Raw genomic sequence first — 23,163 nt, forward strand, 5'->3', positions numbered from 1 at the left:
ATGAGCAAGTAGCGAAGCGGATTGCGAATATCCGCTTGACGATAGTTCCCGGAACTTACAGGACAGTATATGCAGGGAGGCTTTTTTATATGGAAAACTTTCAGGTTTACCGTGATATCCAGGCGCGGACGGGCGGGGATATCTACATAGGGGTTGTGGGCCCGGTCCGTACAGGAAAATCCACATTTATCCGGAGATTTATGGAGCTGGTGGCACTGCCTGCGATCAGTGAAGGAAAAAAAGCAGAACTTCAGGATGAACTGCCCTTAAGCGGTGCCGGGAAAATGATCACGACTGTAGAACCCAAATTTATTCCAAAAGAAGCGGTGGAAGTATCCATAGGGGAAAACCAGAAAATCCGGGTAAAGCTTATCGACTGTGTGGGATTTCTGGTAAAAGATGCGTCCGGAAATGTGGAAGAAGGCAGGGAACGGATGGTCAAAACGCCCTGGCAGGAAAAAGCAATCCCATTTCATGATGCGGCCCGCATCGGAACGGAAAAAGTGATCAGCCAGCATTCCACCATCGGAATTGTAGTCACAACAGACGGAAGCTTCGGGGAAATTCCCAGAGAAAATTTTATTCCGGCAGAAGAGCAGACGATAAAAGAGCTGAAAGCCCAGGGAAAACCATTTCTGCTCCTGGTAAACTCCCAGACTCCGTACGGTGAGGAAACCGGAAAAATCGTAAAAAATCTGGAAGAGAAATACGGAGTATCCGTTCTGGCAGTGAACTGTGAACAGCTCAGAAAAGAAGATGTGACCAGAATCCTGGAAAAAATCCTTTATGAATTTCCAGTCAGCGAGATTGAACTGTTTGTTCCGAAATGGGTGGAGATGCTTTCTCCGGAACATGAAGTAAAAGCGGCACTGTTAAATGAAATCCGGGAAAAAATGACCAGACTTACCCATGTGCGGGATGTAAACAGAGAATCGATACGTCTGGAGAGTCCCTATGTAGAAGATACACTGCTTGAGCAGATCAGTCTTTCCGATGGAACCGTCCGTGTCCGGATTGCAGTAAAAGATATTTATTATTATCAGATGCTCAGCGAAATGAGCGGAATTTCCATGGAAAGTGAATATGAACTGATCCAGACCATGAAAGAACTGGCCGGGATGAAGGAGCAGTTTGTAAAAGTTCAGGCAGCCCTGGAGGCGGTAAAAGGTACTGGTTATGGGGTCGTGGTACCGGAGCTTTCCGAGATCACCATTGAAGAACCGGAAGTAATTCGCCAGGGAAATAAATTCGGAGTAAAGATCCGGTCAAAAAGCCCTTCCATTCATATGATACGGGCAGGAATCGAAACGGAGATCGCCCCCATTGTCGGCACAGAGCAGCAGGCAGAAGATTTGATAAAATATATCAAGGAAAGCCCGGACCGGGGAGAAAGCATCTGGGAGACCAACATTTTCGGAAAATCCATCCAGCAGCTGGTAGAAGATGGGATCAAAAACAAACTGGCCATGATCAGTGAAGAAAGCCAGGTAAAACTCCAGGATACCATGCAGAAGATCGTAAACGACAGCAAAGGCGGCCTGGTTTGTATTATCATATAAAATATCCTATTTGCATTTGCTTTACAGTAAAAAGGACGTTCTTCAGCAGACGTCCTTTTTCTGATGCTGTTTTTTCCATTCTGAGATAAACTGAAGCTGTTCCTGGTCGGAAAGTTCCTGGGAAGCGGCATCGTTACCTGCTGCGGCACAGCAGAAAAGGATAAAGATCTGGAGTCCAAAGAATACAAGAATAAACAGAAGCATAAAGAAAACCTCCTTTATTTTTTCAGATGTGTTAAGTATTGGAGGAAATAAGGGATTTTATACATTATATGACAGAAACTGAGAAAAATGCATTTTCGGGAAAATACCAAATATGTATTGAAAATGGTTTTATGTGACAGAATTTTTCATATAAGGCACAAAGGTTGAAGGAGATATTGCAACCCAATATTTGCAATGTTAATATGTGATATGCGGACGTGTCCCGGGTTCTAGAGATGGTGCAGGTGATGGTTATACCAGACACAGCTGGGTGATCATCAACGGACTTCATTATGATCCGGAAGGTCAGGCAAAGGGCTGGCATACTGGCGTTTATGGAAGCTATGGCTATGGAATGGATAATCAGATCCAGAAGAAAGTAAACTTCCGTACAGGTAGTGGGAATTAAATAATTAATAAAAAAGATCCTGGGATTTATCCCGGGATCTTTTTACGGAAAAGGTTCCGGGATAGCTGTTTTCTGAATAAATTAAAGAGAAATCATCTGTCCGGCAGGAGATTTTTTGTTTATGTATAAAAGAAAATATACCGGAAAAGGAATCGGTGTAGCCGTACTGGATACAGGAATTTTTCCGCATATAGATTTTGGCAAGCGTATTTTGGCATTCTGTGATTTTACAGAAGGAAAATCAGGTCCCTATGATGATAACGGACATGGAACCCATGTCAGCGGCATTCTGGGCGGAGACGGCACGGCATCCCAGGGCAGATATAAGGGGGCTGCTCCCGGATGTGGCATTGTTGCGCTTAAAGTGCTGGATCGTTTCGGGAATGGCAGCCGTGAAGATGTACTTCAGGCTTTTCAGTGGATTGAAGATTTTGGAAAAATTTATAATATCCGCATTGTAAATATTTCGGTAGGAACAACTTCGCGCAGTATGAATGAACAGACGGATCTTCTTGCAGGCGTGGAACAGCTGTGGGATAAAGGTTTTACGGTAGTGGCAGCTGCCGGGAACCAAGGGCCTGGGGATGGCACAGTGACAGCACCGGGAAGCAGCCGGAAGATTATTACCGTAGGATCCAGCGATATGCTGCAGGGAAATAAGGCAGTTTCCGGAAGAGGACCTACGTTTGAGTGTGTGTGCAAGCCTGATCTGGTTGCACCGGGGAATCGTGTAACTTCCTGTGCGCCGGGGATTCCCTACACGTACCGGATCAAGAGTGGAACTTCCATGTCAACGCCGCTGGTATCCGGAGGAATTGCCTGTCTTCTGGAAAAAGAGCCGCAGCTTTCCAACGTGGAAATAAAGATGTTGTTAAGAGAAAGCACGGATGATATGGGACTTCCCAGAAATCAGCAGGGGTGGGGAAAATTTAACTGTGAAAAATTAATAAAAAACTAAATTATTATACAATTCTTATAAACATAGTGTGGTAAAGCATAAAAGCGTTGACGGAAATGAAAAATATGAGTACAATGTACAGTAAAAGTGCCAAAGAAAGATTCTAAAGGAAAGAGCACCTGGAATCCGGACAGGAGAATAAACCTCAAAAGGAGAAAATAATATGGAAAAAATCAAAATGCAGACACCTTTAGTTGAGATGGATGGAGACGAGATGACACGTATTCTGTGGCAGATCATCAAAGACGAACTTCTCACACCATATCTGGAACTGAATACAGAGTATTATGATCTTGGCCTTGAACACAGAAACGAGACAGATGATCAGGTGACGATTGATGCGGCAGAAGCAACCAAGAAATACGGAGTTGCAGTAAAATGTGCTACCATCACACCGAATGCAGCCAGAATGGAAGAGTATGATCTGAAAAAAATGTACAAGAGTCCTAATGGAACGATCCGTGCTATTCTTGATGGAACCGTATTCCGCGCTCCGATTGTAGTAAAAGGAATTGAGCCATGTGTAAAGAACTGGGTGAAACCGATCACACTTGCACGTCATGCATATGGTGACATCTATAAAAATACAGAATTTTATATTGACAAACCGGGAGATGCATATCTCGTATTTGAGGGCGAGGACGGAGAAGAGCGTAAAGAACTGATCCAGCATTTTGACGGAGCAGGTGTTCTCCGCGGCATGCACAACCTGGATGATTCCGTAAAGAGCTTTGCAAGAAGCTGCTTTAATTATGCACTGGATACCAAACAGGATGTATGGTTCGGAAGCAAGGATACCATTTCCAAGACATACGATGGAAGATTTAAAGAGATTTTCCAGCAGATCTTTGAGGCAGAGTTTAAAGATAAATTTGAAGAAGCCGGCCTGACTTACTTCTACAGTCTGATCGATGATATCGTAGCCCGTGTTATGAAGGCAGAAGGTGGATTTATCTGGGCCTGCAAGAACTATGATGGAGATGTTATGAGTGATATGGTTTCTTCCGCATTCGGTTCTCTTGCAATGATGACTTCCGTGCTAGTATCTCCGAAAGGATATTTTGAGTATGAGGCTGCTCACGGAACAGTTCAGAGACATTATTACCGTCATCTTGAGGGAAAAGAAACCTCCACAAACTCTGTGGCAACAATCTTTGCATGGACAGGAGCACTCCGCAAGAGAGGAGAGCTGGACGGAAATGAAGCACTTGCTGATTTTGCGGGAAAACTGGAAAAAGCAACACTGGATACCATCGAGAGCGGAAAGATGACAAAAGACCTTGCGCTGATCACTTCCCTGAAAGATGTACAGGTACTGAACAGTAAAGAATTTATCCTTGCTGTGAAGGCAAGACTGGATGAACTGATGGCATAAAACGGTCAGGAAGATCAACATTTTATAAAATATAACATAAAAACTGCATCGGAAGATCCTAAAATGGATCACGGTGCAGTTTTTTTATCATAAATATGCAGAAGAACTGTTCTCTCCGGATCAGATGGAAGCGTCCATGGCCTGCTGTACATGATCTACGAGAATCTGGCGGATTTTCGGATATTCGCCAAGACCCTTCAGTACGGGAGTTACCTCATACCCTTCCGAGGAAAGGCGGTTCATCCAGGAATCCGGATCTTCACCGGCCAGATCGTTCTGTGCATGATCGCCTGCTACGATCATAAAAGGAGCAAGGACAATCTTTTTTGGCTGAAAGCTGTCCGCAGCCCGGAGAAGAGAATCCAGGGCAGGATAAGCCTCAACAGTTCCGAGAAAGATATTTTTATGGCCCATATCTTTAAAACGATAATCCAGGGCAGCATAAACAGAATTTGCATAATGCTCGGTTCCGTGTCCCATGAGAACAAGGGCTGTTTCCTGGTCCATATCCTGAAACTCACCAGCAACAGCCTGGACAACAGCCTGGTTATCTTCTTCTGTGGTAAGAAGGGGATTTCCGAAAACAATACTTGAAAAACGGTCACGGAAAGAAAGGGCGTCTGCTTTCATCTGGTCGTTTTCAATTCCGTTGATTACATGAGTAGGCTGTACGATCACATCAGTAATTCCATCGAGAAGCATCTGTTCCATGGCTTCTTTTACGGTGTGTATAATGATTCCGTCACGTTTTTTTAATTTGGCAATGATCATCTTGCTTGTCCAGGCACGATAGGCCGGACAGACAGGAAACGCATCGGCGATATCACGTTCGATGGCGTCAATGGTTCGTTTACGGGTATTCTCATAGCTTGTACCAAAACTGACTATGAGGATTGCTTTTTTTGAAGCTGCATTCATACAGGGATTTCCTCCATCCTGAAATATATTTTCCGCATTTTCTACCTGAAGTTATTATAAAAGGAGGGTACAGGATTGTCAATCGTAGTTGACTTTCCGGGCGGAAATGTTTATCATTATAAAAGACTGCGGACATATGAGAAATGTATGGGAATACAGTTATATAATTGCGAATATTCGCTTGACATATCGTTGGTGGATGAAACCACCTGGAAACAAAGGAGAACGAAAGACATGAGTATATTCATGCTTGGAATTGACCATAATATGGCACCTGTGGATATCAGAGCTCTTTTTGCCTTCACCAGGAAGAATACCGGTGAGGCACTGCTTAAGCTGAAAAAAGAGCCGGGGATCTGTGGGTGTATTATTCTGTCAACCTGCAACCGGCTGGAACTCTGGGTAAGCACGGAAGAAAATGAAAAACCGGAACTCTATCAGTGGCTTTGCAGGCTGAAGGGAATTGAAGGGGAAGAATACCGAAAATACTTTATCAGCCGAGAAAATGAGGAGGCTGTAGAGCATCTTTTTTATCTCACAAGTGGACTGAAATCTCAGATTCTGGGAGAGGACCAGATTCTTACCCAGGTAAAAGACGCGTTGAGTTTTGCAAGGGAAGAGTTTACTACAGACAGCGTTCTGGAGGTGCTGTTCCGGATGGCTGTAACTGCAGGAAAGAAGATCAAGACAGAGGTTCCTTTTTCCCACGGAAATCCTTCTGTGATCCATCAGGCAATCCGCTTTCTTGAGGAGGGCGGATACCATGTAAGAAATAAAGTCTGTATGGTAATCGGAAACGGTGAAATGGGAAAAATGGCAGCACAGACACTCAGGGAGGCCGGTGCGGATGTGACGGTTACAATCCGTCAGTACAGAAGCGGAGTGGTAAACATTCCGGTTGGATGCAGCAGAATCAACTATGGGGAAAGAATGGACTATCTGCCGGAATGTGATCTGGTTGTCAGTGCGACGGCAAGTCCCAACTATACACTGACGGAAGAACTGTTTGAGGATGTACGGGTGGAACGGCCAATGATTCTTATTGATCTGGCAGTCCCGAGAGATATTGATCCGGAGATCCGAAAGAAAGAAAATATCATACTTTATGATATGGACAGCTTCCGTACCAGCGAAACACCAAAGGAACTTGCAGATAACCTGGAAGCAGCAGGAAAAATTGTAAAAGAACAGATGGAAGAATTCTTCCAGTGGCTGGATGGCCGTGATATTATTCCCCGTATTCAGGAAATCAAGGCTGATGCTGTGGAAGATCTGAACTTAAGAATCGAAAAAATATTCCGGAAAACTCCTATGGAAGATTCAGACAGGGAGAAGCTGAAAAAAGCAGTGGATACGGCAGCCGGAAAGGTTGTGAACAAGCTGATCTTCGGACTTCGTGACAGCCTGAACCAGGATGTTTTTCTGGAATGTGTGGAAGGACTGGAGAAACTTTATGAAGAATAAACCGTATTTCCCCATGTTTATTGATCTGTCAGACAAGAATATTGTTGTGGCAGGCGGTGGCAATATTGCCACCAGAAGAGTAAAAACACTTCTGAAATTTACAAGGAATATCACAGTCGTGGCAACAAAAGTTACACAGGAACTTATGGATCTTGGAAAAGCCGGGACCGTAAATTTACATATCCGCCCTGTAAAGCGTTCTGATTTTGCCAGTGCCTACATGGTGATTGCGGCCACCAATGACTGGAAATTAAATGATGAGATCCACCGTGTCTGTAGGGAGGAGGGCATTTATGTAAATGTAGCCTCCGACCGTGAATCCTGTGATTTTTATTTCCCGGGTATCTATATGAGAGATGAAATGGTAGTAGGAGTTACAGCCAGCGGTCTTGACCACAAAAAGGCAAAGCGTGTCAGGGAAGAAATTCAGAAAGCGCTGGAAAAGGTACTGAAGGAGCAGGATGATGAAGACGAAGAAAAGTAAGATTATAATTGGCAGCAGGGAGAGTAAACTTGCGGTACTCCAGAGTGAAATGGTCCGTGATTATATAAAAGAAAAAAATCCGGAAATGGAAGTGGTAATCCTTACCATGAAAACCACCGGAGATATCATTCTGGACCGCACCCTGGACAAGGTTGGCGGAAAGGGACTTTTTGTAAAGGAACTGGATAAAGCACTGATGGATGGAAGAAGTATCCTTTCTGTGCACAGCCTGAAAGATATGCCTATGGAAGTTCCGGAAGAACTGCCCCTTCTGGCCTTTTCCAGAAGAGAAGATCCAAGAGATGTACTGGTACTTCCGGAGGGAGTTTCCGAGCTGGATAAAAGTAAGCCTCTCGGATGTTCCAGCCTGAGACGTACACTTCAGCTTAAGAAGCTGTATCCGGATATGGAGGTCAAAAGCATCCGTGGAAATCTTCAGACAAGACTCCGGAAACTGGATGAAGGGCAGTACAGTGCACTGATCCTGGCTGCAGCCGGGCTTAAGAGACTTGGACTGGAATCCAGGATCAACCGGTATTTTACAGCCGATGAGATCATTCCGGCAGCAGGCCAGGGAATCCTTGCGGTACAGGGACGAAAAGGTGAGGATTACAGTTTCCTGAACGGTTACTGTGATGAAGAGGCCTGGGCCGCAGGAAGAGCAGAGCGTGCCTTTGTAAAACTTCTGGATGGAGGATGTTCTTCTCCGGTAGCTGCCCATGCAGAAATTTCCGGAGATGAGCTTTATCTCAGAGGACTTTATTATAATGAAAAAGACGGTTCCTATGTTACGGGAACATTGCGTGGCGACAAGGCCGATGCGGAAAGCCTGGGCAGGGAACTTGCGGAAACTCTTCGGAAAAAAGGAGAAAACAGATGAAAACAGGAAAAGTATGGCTGGTAGGCGCAGGCCCTGGTGATATCGGCCTTTTTACATTAAAAGGTCTTAAAGTTCTGGAACAGGCAGATGTGGTTGTCTATGACAGTCTGGTAGGCCAGGGCGTTTTGTCACGGATTCCGGAAGGTGTGAAGCTTATTAATGTAGGAAAACGTGCCAGTCACCACATCATGCGTCAGGAAAATATCAATCAGGTACTTCTTGAGGAGGCGCAAAAAGGTCTTCGCGTGGTGCGTCTGAAAGGAGGAGATCCATTTCTTTTCGGAAGAGGCGGAGAGGAACTGGAACTTCTTCGGGAGAATGGGATCCCTTACGAAGTCGTTCCGGGAGTTACTTCTTCCATTGCAGTACCGGCATATAACGGGGTTCCGGTAACGCACAGAGATTTCTGCTCTTCGGTCCACATCATCACAGGGCATAAAAGAGCCGGAAAAGAATATGACATTGATTTCCGTGCGCTTGTTGATACAAAGGGAACTCTTGTATTTCTGATGGGTGTGTCGGCACTTCCGGATATCTGTGCCGGTCTTATAAATGCAGGCATGGAAAAAGATATGCCTGCGGCAATCCTTCAAAAAGGCACTACAGCAGGACAGAAACGGATCGTGGCTACCGTTTCCACCCTGGAAGAAGAGGTAAAACGCCAGGGAATTGAGACACCGGCGATCATTGTAGTAGGTAAGGTATGTACGTTGGCAGAGAAGTTTGGCTGGTATGAAGAACTGCCTCTTGCAGGCTGGAAAGTTCTTGTCACAAGGCCAAAAGAACTAGTTTCCAGAACTGCGGACAAACTCCGGGAAAAAGGCGCAGAGGTTCTGGAACTTCCGGCAATCCGTACGGTACCCATGGAAGATCAGAGCCGTTTGTATGAAGCAATGGATCACCTGGAAAATTATCAGTGGCTTGTATTTACCAGCCCTACAGGGGTGAGGGTATTCTTTGAGGAACTCGTCCGCCATGGAAAAGATATCCGTGCCATGGGAAAGATCCGTCTGGCAGTGATCGGTGAGGGAACCAAAAAGGCTCTGAAAGAAAGGGGCCTTCTGGCAGACTTTGTGCCGTCTGTATATGACGGGGATACCCTTGGAAAGGAACTTTCAGAGATCCTTTCCGGCGGAGAAAAAATTCTCATCCCGCGGGCGGAAAAAGGCAACGAAAAGCTTACTGAATTTCTGGCACAGGCAGGGGCTGAGGTTGAGGATATTCCAACCTATCAGACTCTTTACGAAAAGAGCCAGCTCATCGATGAGAAGAAGGAATTTGAAACAGGACAGATCAGCTGTGCGGTGTTTACAAGTGCCTCCACTGTGAAGGGATTTGTAGAGGGAACAAAAGGACTGGATTATTCAAAGGTTAAGGCGGCCTGCATCGGCAGACAGACGAAGGCGGCTGCTGAGAGCTTTGGAATGAAAGCATATATGTCAGAAAAAGCCACCATTGACAGTCTTGTCAAGCTGGTGGAGGATATGAAAAGGAGCGAATGATCATGGAACTGACAAAAAGACCAAGAAGATTAAGAGGTAGCGAAAACCTTCGTAAGATGGTACGTGAGACAAGAATGGATAAATCTTCTCTTATGTATCCTATGTTCGTAATGGAAGGAGAAAATAAGGAAGAAGAAATTCCGTCCATGACCGGGCAGTACCGTTACAGCCTGGACCGTCTTCCGTATAAACTGGAGCAGCTTTCCAAAGCCGGTGTAGGAAGTGTGATGTTTTTTGGTATTCCTGACCATAAGGATGAAGTGGGCAGCGGTGCCTATGATCCGGAGGGGATCGTTCAGAGAGCTCTTCGCATTGCAAAAGAGAAATTTCCGGAGCTTTATTATGTAACAGATGTATGCATGTGTGAGTACACTTCCCATGGCCATTGCGGCGTTCTCTGCGGTCATGATGTGGATAATGACAAAACACTGGATCTTCTTGCAAAAACAGCACTTTCCCACGTAGAGGCAGGAGCGGATATGGTAGCACCTTCCGATATGATGGACGGCCGTGTTGCAGCAATCAGGGAGTGCCTGGATAAAGCCGGACATTATACAACTCCGATTATGTCCTATGCGGTAAAATATGCTTCCGCATTTTATGGCCCGTTCCGTGAAGCGGCTGATTCTGCTCCGTCTTTTGGTGACAGAAAGAGTTACCAGATGGACCCGCACAACAGCAGAGAAGGCCTGAAAGAAGCCCTTACAGATGTTGAGGAAGGCGCAGACATCATCATGGTAAAACCGGCTCTTGCATATCAGGATATGATCTGGCAGGTAAAGGAAGCCACCAATGTACCAGTTGCGGCATACAGTGTCAGTGGTGAATATGCCATGGTAAAAGCTGCAGCCGCAAATGGCTGGATTGATGAGGAAAGAATCGTAGGCGAGATGGCTACCGGAGCATTCCGTTCCGGCGCACAGATCTATCTTACCTACTATGCAGAACTTCTGGCAAGACTTATGGATGAAGGGAGAATCGGCTGATGACAAAATCAGAACAGTTATTTGAGCGTGCGGTAAAAAGAATTCCGGGAGGTGTAAACAGCCCGGTAAGATCTTACGGAGCCATCGGTGAGGCACCTCGTTTTATTGAAAAAGCTGATAAATGTTACATCTATGATGTGGACGGAAACCGTTATGTGGATTACATTGATTCCTGGGGCCCGATGATCCTGGGGCATAATTTCCCGGAAATCCGTGAGAGCGTGATCAAGGCCTGCGAAAATGGCCTGAGCTTTGGATGCGCTACGGAAATTGAAGTGGAGATTGCAGAATTTATCTGTGAGCATATTCCGCATGTAGATATGATTCGTATGGTAAACTCCGGAACAGAGGCTGTTATGAGTGCCATCCGTGCGGCAAGAGGTTTCACCGGAAAAGACAAGATCATCAAATTTGCAGGTTGCTATCACGGACACAGCGACTGCCTTCTGGTAAGTGCCGGCTCCGGTGTCATGGCAAGTGGTATTCCGGACAGCGCCGGTGTTCCGAAGGGCTGTACACAGGATACCATGACGGCTACCTACAATGATGCCGCCAGTGTGGAAGCACTTCTCAAACAGGAGGAGGGAAATGTGGCAGCCGTGATCGTGGAGGCAGTAGGAGCAAACATGGGTGTGGTTCCTCCGAAACCAGGTTTCTTAAAGCGGCTTCGTGAGCTTTGCGATGAGCATAATTGTCTGCTGATCTTTGATGAAGTGATCACAGGCTTCCGACTTGCCTTTGGCGGAGCAGCAGAGTATTTTGGTATCCGTCCGGATCTTGTCACCTACGGGAAAATAATCGGCGCAGGAATGCCGGTAGGCGCTTATGGCGGACGTAAGGAGATCATGGATCTGATCTCACCGTGTGGTCCTGTATACCAGGCAGGTACCTTAAGCGGAAACCCGGTTGCCATGGCTGCAGGTTTCACACAGCTGAAATATCTCTATGAGCATCAGGAAATCTACAAAGATCTGGCTGCCAAAGGTGAGAAGCTTTACGGCGGCTTGAAGAAGATCGTGGAGGAAAAAGGTCTTCCATATCAGGTAAACTATGATTCTTCTCTGGCAAGTATTTTCTTTACAGACCAGGAGGTAAAAGACTATGTTTCCGCAAAAACTTCCAACCTGGATCTTTTTGCAAAATATTTCAAGGGAATGCTGAAACGTGGCATCCATCTTGCGCCGTCCCAGTTTGAGGCAATGTTCCTTTCCACAGCACACACAGATGAAGTGATCGACGAAACTCTGGAAGCAATGAGAGGCGCCCTGGGAGATCTGTAATTTCCGCAAAAAAATGATTTTGCACAGGAATTTACACAAAGATAGTAGGATGGTAACTTGTTCTTCAAAAAACTTTGTGATAAAATAAACACAAAAATACGTAATGAATGTGAAAGCAGGAGGCCAGAGCTTATGGGAAAAAAGAAGTACGTGGCTTACGTGGGAACATATACCCATGGAACCAGTAAGGGAATTCAGGTATACGATGTAGATGTAGAGAACGGAACACTGACAGAGCGCAGTGAGGTAGAGGTCAGCAATGCATCTCATCTGGCAGTTTCCAAAAACGGTAAATATCTGTACTCCATCGAGGATGAAGGTGTGGCTGTATTCGAGAGAGATGAAAATGGAGATCTTTCCCGTATTAACAGCGTAGATATTAACGGAATGCGAGGCTGTTATCTTGCAACAGATGTAGACGGAAGATATCTTTATGTAGCAGGTTATCATGATGGTAAGGTAACGGTTGTACATACACATAAAGACGGACGTCTGGGAAGTGTTATGGACGGTGTTTTCCATAAAGGACTTGGAAGTGTGGCAGAACGTAACTTCCGTCCACATGTAAATTGTGTCCGCCCCACACCGGATAACAAATATCTCTGTGCGGTAGATAATGGCATTGATCAGGTTAAGATCTACAGGATCAACAAGAAGAAAGATAAACTGGAGCTTGTTGACATCCTCCGCTGCCCGAGAGAGAGTGGCCCTCGTATTATCCGCTTCAGTGATGATGGAAGATTTGCATATCTTCTTTTTGAGCTCAGCAATGAGGTTAAGGTATACAGCTATGACGGAAGCGGCAAGAACCCGGAGTTCCAGCTGCTCCAGAGTATTACCACTCTTGGAAAAGAAGACGCCAATGATGCGATTCACAACGCAGCATCAGGCATGTCTCTTTCTGCGGATGGCAAATATCTTTTCTGCACAACTGCAGGTGAGAACACAGTAACCATGTATGCGGTAGACCAGGAAACCGGCCTTCTGACCAAGAAATTTACCCTTCCGATCAGTGGTGATTATCCGAAAGATCTTATGATTTTCCCGGATAACAAACATATTGCCATTGCAAATCATGGAAGTAACAGTATTACTGTTTTTACAGTAGATTACGAAAAAAATATTATTATGATGAATGAGAAGCCAAGAAAGATCGAAACACCGAACAGCATCCATATCTGGCCGGTGCCGGGAGATGTGGATGGCATCTGCAAATAATTCTTTTCGGTAAATGACTGCAACGGCCAGATATCCGGATACAAAAACAGACTCAGGGATAAGCAATAAGATTCCCTGAGTCTGTTTTTTGCTGGAAAAGCATTTGGCATTACGGATGAATCCACGGATCTGCCGGGAATGAGGGCGGTTTTATCTGCGATAGAATTCGTGGATGCGGTCCATGCGTGCGCTCATATTGGCAAAAAGTGCATCGGTGATGGTGAGAGCTGCCATGGCTTCCACAACAACTACGGCACGTGGAACAATAACAGGATCATGGCGTCCTTTGATCTCAAGCTCCAGATTTTCGCCGGAGCTGGTTACGGTGGACTGGGGCTGGCTGATCGATGGTGTTGGTTTGATATGGGCACGGAGGATAATGTCACTGCCGTCACTCATACCGCCCATGATACCGCCTGCATGGTTGGAGGTCTTGGAAATGATGCCGTCTTTCTGGACAAAACCGTCGTTGTCTTCGGAACCGGTAAGACGTGTCACATTAATACCGTCACCGATCTCAACAGCTTTTACAGCACCGATGGACATGATCGCATGAGCAAGAGTGGCATCCAGCTTGTCAAAAACCGTATCACCCAGACCAGCAGGAACATTTTTGATCCGGCATTCGATCACACCGCCTGCACTGTCCTGGTTATTGAGACACTGCTCGAGATAGGCGGATGCTTTTTCTGCCGCATCGGCGTCTGGCATACAGAGGGAATTGTTCCGGATCTCTTCTTCTGAGAAAGACTGGATTTCCACAGGACCGATGGATTTCGCATAGGTGGTAAAAGTAATACCAAGTTCATTTAACAGCTTGATGGCAATGGCACCGGCTGCCACACGGCCGGCGGTTTCCCTTCCGGAAGAACGTCCGCCTCCACGGTAATCGCGGAAACCGTATTTCTGGTCAAAGGTAAAGTCTGCATGACCGGGGCGGTAGGAGTATGCAATATTTCCGTAATCCCGGGAACGCTGGTCGGTATTGCGGATCAGAAGAGAAATCGGTGTGCCGGTAGTTTTTCCTTCAAAAACTCCGGAAAGGATTTCAACCAGATCCCCTTCTTTACGGGCAGTTGTGTAGCGGCTCTGGCCGGGTTTCCTCCGGTCAAGAAAAACCTGGATATCTTCCTCGCAGAGAGAAAGACCTGCGGGGCAGCCGTCGAGAACTGCACCGATAGCCTTGCCATGAGATTCTCCCCAGGTAGTAACTACGAATTTTTTTCCGAATGATGACTGACTCATTTGTATAACTTCCTTTCGTTGGAATTCTGGAATCATTATATAGGAAGCCGGAAAAAATGTAAAGAACGTGGAAAACAGAATGAATTTTTATGTAAAGAGCATGTGAAATCATTTAAAAGCTTTTTTAAAAAGAAAATGTATGAATTGACAAAGCTATTTTGACTATTTATAATAAAAATGAATTTTGCCCTGGCAAAAGAAAAGCAAAAGAAGGGAAGTGGGAATCGTGGTAAGGATTTACAAGACAATAGACGGAGCCATCCACCAGATACAGGAACCGGAGGAAGGCTGCTGGATTGCGCTGACGAATCCGACGGCAACAGAGATTTTTGAATTTTCCGAGAAGTTTGATATAGAGGTTGACGATTTACGATCCCCTTTGGATGAGGAAGAACGGTCACGTATCGAAGTTGAGGATAATTATACACTGATCCTGGTTGACGTTCCTATGATCGAGGAGCGTAATGACAAGGACTGGTATGGAACCATACCGCTTGGTATCATTGTGACAGGGTCTATGATCTTTACTATCTGTCTGGAGGACACACCGGTTCTGACCAGATTTATGGAAGGAAGAGTCCGGAGCTTTTTTACCTATATGAAGACCCGTTTTATTTTCCAGATCCTTTACAGAAATGCAAGTATGTACCTGCGTTATCTGCGTATCATTGACAAGAAAAGTGAGCAGGTGGAAGAAAAACTGCATCTTTCCACAAGAAACGAGGAGCTGATCGAGCTTCTGGAGCTGCAGAAATCCCTGACTTACTTTATCACATCCCTCCGGTCCAACGAGGTTGTGCTGGAGAAGCTTCTGAAGATAGACAGTATCAAGAAATATCCGGAGGATACGGATCTTCTGGAAGATGTCATCACTGAGAACAAACAGGCTATCGAAATGGCCAATGTGTACAGCGGAATCCTGAACGGAACCATGGATGCCTTTGCATCTATTATTTCCAATAATATGAATATTGTTATGAAAGTACTGGCGATCATTACCATTGTCATGAGTATTCCGACCATTGTGTTCAGCGCTTACGGAATGAACGTGGCTGGTTCCGGTATGCCGTTATCACAGAGTCCATGGGGCTTTCTGATCATTATCCTGTTTTCTGTGGCGATCAGTGTTGTGGCAGCGATCATTCTTTCCAAGAAGCGGTTTTTCTGATTTGCTGAAAGGAGAATTTAATGAAGTTTATCGACAAACTGGAACGTAAATTTGGAAGATTCGGGATTCCGAATCTGACCATTTATATTATCGGATGTTATGTACTGGGTTATATTCTGACCGCAGCTGCACCGGGAGTTTTGAGCATGCTGAGCCTGGATATGTCCATGGTCATGAAAGGTCAGATCTGGAGACTCGTAACATGGGTGATCTATCCGCCATCCAGCGTGGGAGGAATGAGTAATCTTCTCATGTTCGTGCTTGCAATTGCTTTTTTCTATTATCCGATCGGTACCTCTCTGGAACGTACCTGGGGAACTTTCCGATATACTTTGTATATTTTTTCGGGACTTTTGTTTACAGTTATTGCAGCGGCGCTTTTGTATGCAGTTACCGGCGGTTATGTGACCGTTGGGGGAATGATGCTTCCTTATGGAAGTATTTTTACCACATATTACATCAGTCTTTCTATTTTTCTTGCCTATGCAGTCACATATCCGGATCTTCAGCTGCTGCTTATGTTTGTGATCCCCATCAAGATGAAATGGATGGCATTTGTATATGGACTGTTTATTGCGTGGGATATCGTATCATATCTTAGAGTTGGACTTTGGGTAGGCGTTGTGCCGATTGTAGCATCACTTTTGAATTTTGTGATCTTTTATTTCAGTACGCGGGATATGAACCGTTACAATCCGAAGGAGATTCACAGGAGACAGCAGTTTAAGAAGGCCATGGCTCCGACCAGAACGGGCTATGGACCAGATGGAATTGCCAAGCATAAATGCGCGATCTGCGGACGTACCGAAAAGGATGATCCAAATCTGGAGTTCCGTTTCTGCTCAAAGTGCAAGGGAAATTATGAATATTGCCAGGATCATTTATTTACGCACAAACACGTACAGTAAAACGTAAAAAAAGAGGGAGTATATTCAATTATGAAAAGAACAAAGATTATCTGTACACTTGGACCTGCCAGCAACAACAGGGAAACTCTGAAAGCTCTTATGGAGAATGGAATGGATATTGCCAGATTCAACTTTTCTCACGGAGACCACGAGGAGCAGAAGGGCCGTGTGGACATGATCAAAGAGCTTCGTGAGGAGCTGGATATGCCGATCGCGATGCTTCTTGATACAAAGGGACCGGAGATCCGTACCAGACTTTTAAAGGACGGACAGAAGGTAAAACTGGAGTCAGGAAACCAGTTTGTACTTGGAATCGGTGATTTTGAAGGTGATGACAAAAAAGTTGCCATCACATATGAGACACTTTATAAAGACGTGAAACCGGGAAACAAGATTCTTATTGATGATGGTCTGATCGAGCTGGAAGTTAAGGCGATCAAAGGAACCGATATCATCTGTGATATCTTAAACGGTGGTGAGCTGGGAGAGAAAAAAGGCGTAAATGTTCCTTACGTAAAAGTAAATCTTCCGGGTATCACAGAGCAGGATAAGAACGATATCCTTTTTGGTATCGAGCAGAAATTTGATTTCATTGCGGCATCTTTCGTCCGTTCCGCAGAGGTGATCCGTGAGATCCGTAAACTTCTGAATGATAACGGTGGAAAGGACATCGGTATTATTGCGAAGATTGAGAATGCAGAAGGTGTTGAGAACATTGATTCCATCATTGAAGCATCGGATGGTATCATGGTTGCCAGAGGAGATCTTGGCGTGGAGATTCCTGCAAGCCAGGTGCCGCACATCCAGAAAGAGATCATCCGTAAATGCAATGAACATTATACACCGGTTATCACAGCAACACAGATGCTGGATTCCATGATCCGTAATCCGCGTCCGACACGTGCGGAGGTAGCGGACGTTGCCAATGCGATCTACGATGGAACCGATGCGATCATGCTTTCCGGTGAGACAGCAGCTGGTAAATATCCGGTTGATGCCCTTCAGATGATGGCAGAGATCGCAGAGATGACAGAGCCGCATCTGGATTATAAGGTATTTATTGAGCACCGCTCCATGGATGGAAGAGAGAAGATCTCCAGCGCAGTTGCACTTGCAACAGTCCGCACTGCGAAGAATCTGAAGGCAAATGCTATCGTGACACCGACCATGAGTGGAAATACAGCCAGACTGATTTCCAATTTCCGCCCGAAGGTTCCGATCTATGCCATTACACCGAACTCAACCATCCAGCACAAACTTCAGCTGATCTGGGGTGTAACACCTCTGAAAGGATATCAGAGAGATACCACGGACCATATCATGTCTCAGGCTATGAATGTTGTCCGCAGCCGTCATCTGATCCATAAAGGAGACCTTGTTGTATTTACAGCAGGAGACCCTGCGACCAACATGACAAACGGTCATGGTGCAGTGACAAATATGATGCACGTGATCGAGGCAGAATAAGACCGGGGGTTCTTAAGGAACAGCGGTCGGAAAACAGGAGATACAGTTATTATGAAAAAAGTACCATTTGTGACACTTGAGAAACTCAACGAGATTACCGAAAAATATCCGACACCTTTCCATCTTTATGATGAGAAGGGAATCCGTGAGAATGCAAAAGCTCTGAAAGAGGCTTTCGCCTGGAACAAAGGATTCAAGGAATTTTTTGCAGTAAAAGCAACACCGAACCCTTATCTGATCAACATTCTTCAGGAGTATGGCTGCGGCTGTGACTGCTCCTCCGCCACAGAGCTTATGATGGCAAAAGCAGTGGGCTGCAAGAAGGGCGATATCATGTTCTCCTCCAACGATACACCGGAGAAAGAGTTCAAATATGCAGATGAGATCGGTGGAATCATCAATCTTGATGATATCACACATATTGAGAGCGTAGAGAGAGCTCTCGGAAGAATTCCGGAAGTGATCAGCTGCCGTTATAATCCAGGCGGAGTATTCAAGATCAGCAACGGTATCATGGATAATCCTGGAGATGCAAAATACGGAATGACTACCGAGCAGATTTTTGATGCATTCCGCATCCTGAAATCCAAAGGTGCCAAAGAATTTGGAATCCATGCATTCCTTGCCAGCAACACCGTAACCAACGACTACTATCCGATGCTTGCAAAAGTTATGTTTGAGCTTGCCGTAAAGCTTCAGAAAGAGACTGGCGCACATATTAAATTTATCAACCTTTCAGGCGGTATCGGAATTCCTTACAAACCGGATCAGGAGCCAAATGACATCCGCGTGATCGGTGAGGGTGTCCGCAAGGTTTACGAGGAAGTTCTTGTTCCGGAAGGAATGGGTGATGTTGCGATCTACACAGAGCTTGGCCGTTTCATGATGGGACCGTATGGCTGTCTTGTTACAAAAGCCATCCACGAAAAACATACACATAAGGAGTACATCGGTGTAGATGCCTGTGCGGTAAACCTGATGCGTCCGGCTATGTATGGTGCTTACCATCACATTACCGTTATGGGAAAAGAGAACGAGCCATGTGACCATAAATATGATGTGACAGGTTCCCTTTGTGAGAACAATGATAAATTTGCCATTGACCGTATGCTTCCGAAGATCGACATGGGAGATCTCCTTGTGATCCACGATGCAGGCGCTCATGGTTTTGCAATGGGCTATAACTACAATGGTAAACTGAAATCTGCAGAGATCCTTCTTCATGAGGATGGCAGCTTTGAGATGATCCGCCGTGCCGAGACACCAAGAGATTATTTTGCAACATTTGACTGCTTCCCTGTTTTTGAAAAACTTCTTCAGGATGAAGACGAACTGAAATAAAATAGCAGAAAGATATAGAAATAGCCTTCCATGCATCTTGGTAATGATGCAGGAAGGCTGTTTTATATTTAAGCGTCTGGTAAGAACTGTAAGATCGCTGGCAGGGTCAAATGCAGGGTTACTGCGTCTTGCTGTCGGAAATTTCTGCCAGAGCTTTTTTAAACTCAAAGAAAAACAGGATGGCAGTGAAGGTAACAGCCAGGATATCTGCAACCGGCTCAGCCATATAAACTGCATTTGTTTGATCAGCACGAAAAATATTGGGCAGGATATAGATCAGCGGGATGACCAGGACAAATTTCCGGACAATAGCCACAATGATGGAATCCTTGGCTCTGCCAAGGGAGATAAAGGTCATCTGGCAGGCAATCTGGATACCAAAGATAAACACAACTGCCATATAGATCCGGAGAGCTGTCTTTGTGAAAGCAAGTAATGTACTGTCCGAAGTAAACATTCCGGCAAAGATCTGCGGGAAGATCATAATGATCAGCCACAGGATCACGGAATAAGAAACACTTGTTTTTACAAGAAGCTTAAATGTAGAACGTACACGCTTTTCGTTACGTGCACCATAGTTGTAGCTGATGATAGGCTGTGCACCCTGACCAAGTCCCTGAAGAGGAAGCATGGCAAACTGCATGACGCTGGTGAGGATGGTCATGGCTCCTACGGCAACATCCCCGCCGTATTTTAAGAGTGAGGAGTTGTAGCAGACAGAGATAATGCTTTCACTGAGCTGCATGACAAAGAGAGAAGAGCCAAGAGCCATACAGGGCAGAATGATATCGGCTTTCAGTTTCATGGTGCTTTTCCGAAGCTTCAGGAAGGTCTTTTTTCCAAAGAGGAATGAGAGGACCCAGATGCAGGAAAATGCCTGGGAGATCACTGTTGCCAGAGCAGCACCGCGGACACCCATGTGGAATCCGAAAATAAAAACTGGATCCAGAATAATATTGGAGACTGCACCGATCAGTACGGAGAGCATTCCTGTTTTTGCGAATCCCTGGGCTGTGATGAAATTATTCATGCCAAGGGTCAGCTGTACAAAGATGGTTCCCACTGCATAGATATTCATGTAGCCCACTGCATAGTCGATGGTATTTGCGCTGGCGCCGAAGGCAAGGAGAAAGCTGCGGTTTCCGAGAAACAGGATAACAGTCAAGATCAGGGAGATGATGATCTGCATGGTGAAGCAGTTTCCGAGAGTCTGTTCAGCTTTTGAGGTGTCATTTTTACCCATAAAGATGCTGGCTCTGGGAGCACCTCCGTTTCCGACAAGAGCAGCAAAGGCAGATACGACCATAATAAGCGGCATACAGACACCTACACCGGTAAGGGCAAGAGCACCCTCTCCGGGAATATGACCAATATAGATACGATCGACGATATTGTAGAGCATATTGATGAGCTGTGCAGCAACTGTGGGAAGTGCAAGCTGCAGAAGCAGCTTTCCGACAGGCTTGGTTCCTAAAAAGCTTTTGTCTTTTTCCATTTTTTGTTCCTTTCGTGATTTTTTTGTATCATATAATAAAGACCTGACAAATCTCTCCGTCAGGTCTTTTATGCGAATGCCGCTGGCCGGACTCGAACCGGCACGGATTGCTCCGCTTGATTTTGAGTCAAGTGCGTCTGCCAATTCCGCCACAGCGGCATAACCGTTTATTATAATAGCACAGCACCAGTTGGTTTGCAAGGATTTTTTCAGAATAAAGGGATTATTTGGAAATATTTTCAATTCTAAAAAGTTTATGAAATCGGAGGCTGGCTCCTTGAAATTGACTGAAAAAAGTGGTAGAGTGTGCTACAAGGCTGTACCACCTGATATAGCACTGTGGATATAGCAATATACTATAAGATAACGGAGGAGACTGCATGAATCTGAATTCCAAAAAACCAGAGAAGCGGCCGTTGTATGTATATTACATCATCGCGGTCGTAATTATTATTCTGCTGAATGTTTTTGCTCTTCCTGCCCTTTCTGAGCGAAGTGTAAAGGAAACCGATTACACCACCTTTCTGAAAGCCGTAGACGGAGGAAAAGTATATGAGGCAACCATTGATTCTGATTACATTTACTATACGATGAAAGTAGATGGAAATGATGTCTATTGTAAGACCGTATCGGTAGATGATCAGGATCTTGTATCCCATCTTTATGATGCAGGTGTAAGCATTGAGGGTACTGCACCTCAGAGGCAGTCCCTGCTTTTGTCCCTGATCCTGGGATATGTATTTCCGATTGCCATTTTTGTTCTGCTGGGACGCTGGCTCAGCAAGAAGATGATGAGTTCCATGGGCAATGGTGGCCCTGGAGGCATGATGTCCTTTGGTAAAAGTAATGCCAAGGTTTATGTAAAGTCCTCCACAGGAATTAAATTTACAGACGTGGCAGGCGAGGATGAAGCCAAGGAGCTTCTGACGGAGATTGTGGATTTCCTCCATAACCCGGCGAAATACAAAGAGATCGGTGCTTCCATGCCAAAAGGTGCCCTGCTTGTGGGCCCTCCTGGAACCGGTAAAACTCTTCTTGCCAAGGCTGTTGCCGGCGAGGCAGAGGTTCCGTTTTTCTCCATTTCCGGTTCGGAATTTGTGGAGATGTTTGTTGGTATGGGTGCTGCCAAGGTTCGAGATCTTTTTAAACAGGCCAATGAGAAAGCACCATGTATTGTATTTATTGATGAGATTGATACCATCGGTAAGAAACGTGACGGCTCCGGAATGGGCGGCGGAAACGATGAGCGTGAGCAGACACTGAACCAGCTTCTGACAGAGATGGACGGTTTTGACGGCTCCAAGGGTGTTGTGATCCTGGCGGCTACCAACAGACCGGATTCCCTTGACCCGGCACTTCTTCGACCGGGACGTTTTGACAGAAGAATTCCGGTTGAGCTTCCGGATCTGCAGGGACGTGAGGAAATCCTGAAAGTTCATGCCAAGAAGATCAAGATTGCAGATAGTGTTCGTTTTGACGAGATCGCCAAGGCTGCAGTTGGTGCTTCCGGTGCGGAACTTGCCAACATTGTCAATGAGGCGGCTCTCCGTGCAGTCCGTGACGGACGGAAATTTGCCACACAGGCGGATTTTGAAGAGAGTATTGAGGTTGTTATTGCCGGATACCAGAAGAAGAACCGTGTGCTTTCCAACAAGGAGAAACTGATCGTTTCCTATCATGAGGTTGGACATGCACTGGTTGCTGCCAAGCAGACAGATTCTGCACCGGTCCATAAGATTACGATCATTCCGCGTACTTCCGGTGCGCTGGGTTATACCATGCAGGTAGATGAGCAGGAACATTTCCTGATGTCCAAGGAAGAACTTGAGAATAAGATCGCTACTTTTACAGGTGGCCGTGCAGCAGAGGAGTTGATTTTCCATTCCATTACCACTGGTGCATCCAATGATATTGAGCAGGCGACCAAGATTGCCAGGGCGATGATCAGTCGGTATGGTATGAGTGATGATTTTGATATGGTTGCCATGGAAAATGTAAGCAACCAGTATCTTGGAGGAGATGCCAGCCTGACTTGTTCTTTTGAGACGCAGACGCTTCTGGATAAGAAGGTTGTGGAGCTTGTGAGACGGGAGCATGAGAAGGCTACGAAGATCCTGACGGATAATATCGGAAAGCTTCATGAGATTGCCAAGTATCTGTATGAGCATGAAACAATTACTGGTGAGGAGTTTATGAAGATTCTGAATGAAAAACCGGATGAGATTGAAGAAATTCAGGAAAATGAAACAAGACAGTAAGAAGAAAGCGGGGCCCTGGGGCTCCGCTTTTGCTGTAAAAATAT

20 protein-coding genes and 1 tRNA gene are annotated in these 23,163 nt (G+C 45.6%); 16 read left to right on the forward strand and 5 right to left on the reverse strand.

All coding sequences use genetic code 11. The features are described 5' to 3' along the window. Positions 1-89: 89 nt before the first annotated feature. A complete protein-coding gene (gene spoIVA, locus G5B12_RS07720) occupies positions 90-1,559 on the forward strand; it encodes a stage IV sporulation protein A (RefSeq protein ID WP_021977707.1) in 1,470 nt (489 codons plus the stop codon). 42 nt (positions 1,560-1,601) lie between these two features. On the opposite strand, the gene G5B12_RS07725 is transcribed toward spoIVA, so the two are convergent. Next, a complete protein-coding gene (locus G5B12_RS07725) occupies positions 1,602-1,763 on the reverse strand; it encodes a hypothetical protein (RefSeq protein ID WP_174088008.1) in 162 nt (53 codons plus the stop codon). 205 nt (positions 1,764-1,968) lie between these two features. Here G5B12_RS07725 and G5B12_RS07730 point away from each other — a divergent pair, with 205 nt between their 5' ends. From G5B12_RS07730 to G5B12_RS07740, 3 genes are all read left to right on the forward strand, one after another. Continuing rightward, positions 1,969-2,172 carry a hypothetical protein gene (locus G5B12_RS07730; protein ID WP_174088009.1) on the forward strand — a complete coding sequence of 68 codons (204 nt, stop codon included), beginning with the start codon at positions 1,969-1,971 and terminating at the stop codon, positions 2,170-2,172. A gap of 121 nt (positions 2,173-2,293) precedes the next feature. Beyond that, positions 2,294-3,130, forward strand: coding sequence for a S8 family peptidase (locus G5B12_RS07735; RefSeq protein WP_174088010.1), 837 nt, complete (start codon positions 2,294-2,296; stop codon positions 3,128-3,130). 163 nt (positions 3,131-3,293) lie between these two features. Continuing rightward, positions 3,294-4,505, forward strand: a complete 1,212-nt coding sequence (locus G5B12_RS07740) for an NADP-dependent isocitrate dehydrogenase (protein ID WP_174088011.1) — start codon at positions 3,294-3,296, stop codon at positions 4,503-4,505. Positions 4,506-4,625: 120 nt separating this feature from the next. On the opposite strand, the gene G5B12_RS07745 is transcribed toward G5B12_RS07740, so the two are convergent. Continuing rightward, positions 4,626-5,423 (reverse strand): sirohydrochlorin cobaltochelatase, encoded by a 798-nt coding sequence (locus G5B12_RS07745; RefSeq protein WP_021977703.1) that lies wholly within the window; start codon positions 5,421-5,423, stop codon positions 4,626-4,628. A gap of 234 nt (positions 5,424-5,657) precedes the next feature. Here G5B12_RS07745 and hemA point away from each other — a divergent pair, with 234 nt between their 5' ends. The 7 genes from hemA to G5B12_RS07780 all read left to right on the forward strand — a co-directional run bounded on the left by hemA (position 5,658) and on the right by G5B12_RS07780 (position 13,237). Continuing rightward, complete coding sequence (hemA, locus tag G5B12_RS07750) at positions 5,658-6,887, forward strand: glutamyl-tRNA reductase (protein WP_174088012.1); 1,230 nt, start codon at positions 5,658-5,660, stop codon at positions 6,885-6,887. Next, complete coding sequence (locus G5B12_RS07755; RefSeq protein WP_118071637.1) at positions 6,877-7,371, forward strand: precorrin-2 dehydrogenase/sirohydrochlorin ferrochelatase family protein; 495 nt, start codon at positions 6,877-6,879, stop codon at positions 7,369-7,371. The genes hemA and G5B12_RS07755 overlap by 11 nt, the downstream gene beginning before the upstream one ends. Further along, entirely contained in the window at positions 7,349-8,251 is a 903-nt protein-coding gene (gene hemC, locus G5B12_RS07760) for a hydroxymethylbilane synthase (RefSeq protein ID WP_174088013.1), read from the forward strand. Before G5B12_RS07755 ends, hemC begins: the two co-directional genes overlap by 23 nt. Next, positions 8,248-9,753 carry a uroporphyrinogen-III C-methyltransferase gene (gene cobA / locus G5B12_RS07765; RefSeq protein WP_174088014.1) on the forward strand — a complete coding sequence of 502 codons (1,506 nt, stop codon included), beginning with the start codon at positions 8,248-8,250 and terminating at the stop codon, positions 9,751-9,753. The genes hemC and cobA overlap by 4 nt, the downstream gene beginning before the upstream one ends. 2 nt (positions 9,754-9,755) lie before the next feature. Further along, a complete protein-coding gene (gene hemB, locus G5B12_RS07770) occupies positions 9,756-10,739 on the forward strand; it encodes a porphobilinogen synthase (protein ID WP_021977698.1) in 984 nt (327 codons plus the stop codon). Then, complete coding sequence (gene hemL / locus G5B12_RS07775) at positions 10,739-12,019, forward strand: glutamate-1-semialdehyde 2,1-aminomutase (protein WP_174088015.1); 1,281 nt, start codon at positions 10,739-10,741, stop codon at positions 12,017-12,019. Before hemB ends, hemL begins: the two co-directional genes overlap by 1 nt. Positions 12,020-12,151: 132 nt before the next feature. Continuing rightward, positions 12,152-13,237, forward strand: a complete 1,086-nt coding sequence (locus tag G5B12_RS07780; RefSeq protein ID WP_021977696.1) for a lactonase family protein — start codon at positions 12,152-12,154, stop codon at positions 13,235-13,237. A gap of 150 nt (positions 13,238-13,387) precedes the next feature. On the opposite strand, the gene aroC is transcribed toward G5B12_RS07780, so the two are convergent. Then, entirely contained in the window at positions 13,388-14,482 is a 1,095-nt protein-coding gene (aroC, locus tag G5B12_RS07785) for a chorismate synthase (RefSeq protein WP_021977695.1), read from the reverse strand. Positions 14,483-14,708: 226 nt separating this feature from the next. On the opposite strand from aroC, the gene G5B12_RS07790 reads away from it, so the two are divergent. Genes G5B12_RS07790 through G5B12_RS07805 form a run of 4 tightly spaced genes read left to right on the forward strand, consistent with a single transcriptional unit; the run spans position 14,709 to position 19,366 of the window. Continuing rightward, positions 14,709-15,650 carry a magnesium transporter CorA family protein gene (locus G5B12_RS07790; RefSeq protein WP_021977694.1) on the forward strand — a complete coding sequence of 314 codons (942 nt, stop codon included), beginning with the start codon at positions 14,709-14,711 and terminating at the stop codon, positions 15,648-15,650. A gap of 20 nt (positions 15,651-15,670) precedes the next feature. After that, entirely contained in the window at positions 15,671-16,558 is an 888-nt protein-coding gene (locus tag G5B12_RS07795) for a hypothetical protein (RefSeq protein ID WP_021977693.1), read from the forward strand. A gap of 30 nt (positions 16,559-16,588) precedes the next feature. Further along, entirely contained in the window at positions 16,589-18,025 is a 1,437-nt protein-coding gene (pyk, locus tag G5B12_RS07800; protein WP_021977692.1) for a pyruvate kinase, read from the forward strand. Between the two features lie 51 nt (positions 18,026-18,076). Then, positions 18,077-19,366 (forward strand): diaminopimelate decarboxylase, encoded by a 1,290-nt coding sequence (locus tag G5B12_RS07805; protein WP_021977691.1) that lies wholly within the window; start codon positions 18,077-18,079, stop codon positions 19,364-19,366. Between the two features lie 118 nt (positions 19,367-19,484). Here the strand turns inward: G5B12_RS07805 and G5B12_RS07810 are convergent, their stop codons facing one another. Both G5B12_RS07810 and G5B12_RS07815 read right to left on the reverse strand, forming a co-directional pair. Further along, a complete protein-coding gene (locus tag G5B12_RS07810) occupies positions 19,485-20,861 on the reverse strand; it encodes an MATE family efflux transporter (RefSeq protein ID WP_174088016.1) in 1,377 nt (458 codons plus the stop codon). A 77-nt stretch (positions 20,862-20,938) separates the two neighbouring features. Continuing rightward, a tRNA-Leu gene (locus G5B12_RS07815) sits at positions 20,939-21,020 on the reverse strand. A 221-nt stretch (positions 21,021-21,241) separates the two neighbouring features. Here G5B12_RS07815 and ftsH point away from each other — a divergent pair. Next, positions 21,242-23,119: an ATP-dependent zinc metalloprotease FtsH gene (gene ftsH, locus G5B12_RS07820; RefSeq protein ID WP_021977689.1), complete on the forward strand. Its 1,878-nt coding sequence runs from the start codon at positions 21,242-21,244 to the stop codon at positions 23,117-23,119. The last annotated feature ends 44 nt before the right edge of the window (positions 23,120-23,163 follow it).

The sequence above is a fragment of the Blautia sp. MSK.20.85 genome (genome assembly GCF_013317245.1).
Classification (GTDB): Bacteria; Bacillota; Clostridia; order Lachnospirales; family Lachnospiraceae; genus Blautia_A.

Bases quoted from the DNA above. Each gene is read 5' to 3' on its own strand.
- hemB (WP_021977698.1), top strand. From the start codon at position 9,756: ATGGAACTGACAAAAAGACCAAGAAGATTAAGAGGTAGCGAAAACCTT.
- G5B12_RS07740 (WP_174088011.1), top strand. From the start codon at position 3,294: ATGGAAAAAATCAAAATGCAGACACCTTTAGTTGAGATGGATGGAGAC.
- G5B12_RS07735 (WP_174088010.1), top strand. From the start codon at position 2,294: ATGTATAAAAGAAAATATACCGGAAAAGGAATCGGTGTAGCCGTACTG.
- hemA (WP_174088012.1), top strand. From the start codon at position 5,658: ATGAGTATATTCATGCTTGGAATTGACCATAATATGGCACCTGTGGAT.
- G5B12_RS07805 (WP_021977691.1), top strand. From the start codon at position 18,077: ATGAAAAAAGTACCATTTGTGACACTTGAGAAACTCAACGAGATTACC.
- pyk (WP_021977692.1), top strand. From the start codon at position 16,589: ATGAAAAGAACAAAGATTATCTGTACACTTGGACCTGCCAGCAACAAC.
- hemL (WP_174088015.1), top strand. From the start codon at position 10,739: ATGACAAAATCAGAACAGTTATTTGAGCGTGCGGTAAAAAGAATTCCG.
- spoIVA (WP_021977707.1), top strand. From the start codon at position 90: ATGGAAAACTTTCAGGTTTACCGTGATATCCAGGCGCGGACGGGCGGG.
- ftsH (WP_021977689.1), top strand. From the start codon at position 21,242: ATGAATCTGAATTCCAAAAAACCAGAGAAGCGGCCGTTGTATGTATAT.
- aroC (WP_021977695.1), bottom strand. From the start codon at position 14,482: ATGAGTCAGTCATCATTCGGAAAAAAATTCGTAGTTACTACCTGGGGA.
- cobA (WP_174088014.1), top strand. From the start codon at position 8,248: ATGAAAACAGGAAAAGTATGGCTGGTAGGCGCAGGCCCTGGTGATATC.
- hemC (WP_174088013.1), top strand. From the start codon at position 7,349: ATGATGAAGACGAAGAAAAGTAAGATTATAATTGGCAGCAGGGAGAGT.
- G5B12_RS07745 (WP_021977703.1), bottom strand. From the start codon at position 5,423: ATGAATGCAGCTTCAAAAAAAGCAATCCTCATAGTCAGTTTTGGTACA.
- G5B12_RS07755 (WP_118071637.1), top strand. From the start codon at position 6,877: ATGAAGAATAAACCGTATTTCCCCATGTTTATTGATCTGTCAGACAAG.
- G5B12_RS07780 (WP_021977696.1), top strand. From the start codon at position 12,152: ATGGGAAAAAAGAAGTACGTGGCTTACGTGGGAACATATACCCATGGA.
- G5B12_RS07810 (WP_174088016.1), bottom strand. From the start codon at position 20,861: ATGGAAAAAGACAAAAGCTTTTTAGGAACCAAGCCTGTCGGAAAGCTG.
- G5B12_RS07725 (WP_174088008.1), bottom strand. From the start codon at position 1,763: ATGCTTCTGTTTATTCTTGTATTCTTTGGACTCCAGATCTTTATCCTT.
- G5B12_RS07795 (WP_021977693.1), top strand. From the start codon at position 15,671: ATGAAGTTTATCGACAAACTGGAACGTAAATTTGGAAGATTCGGGATT.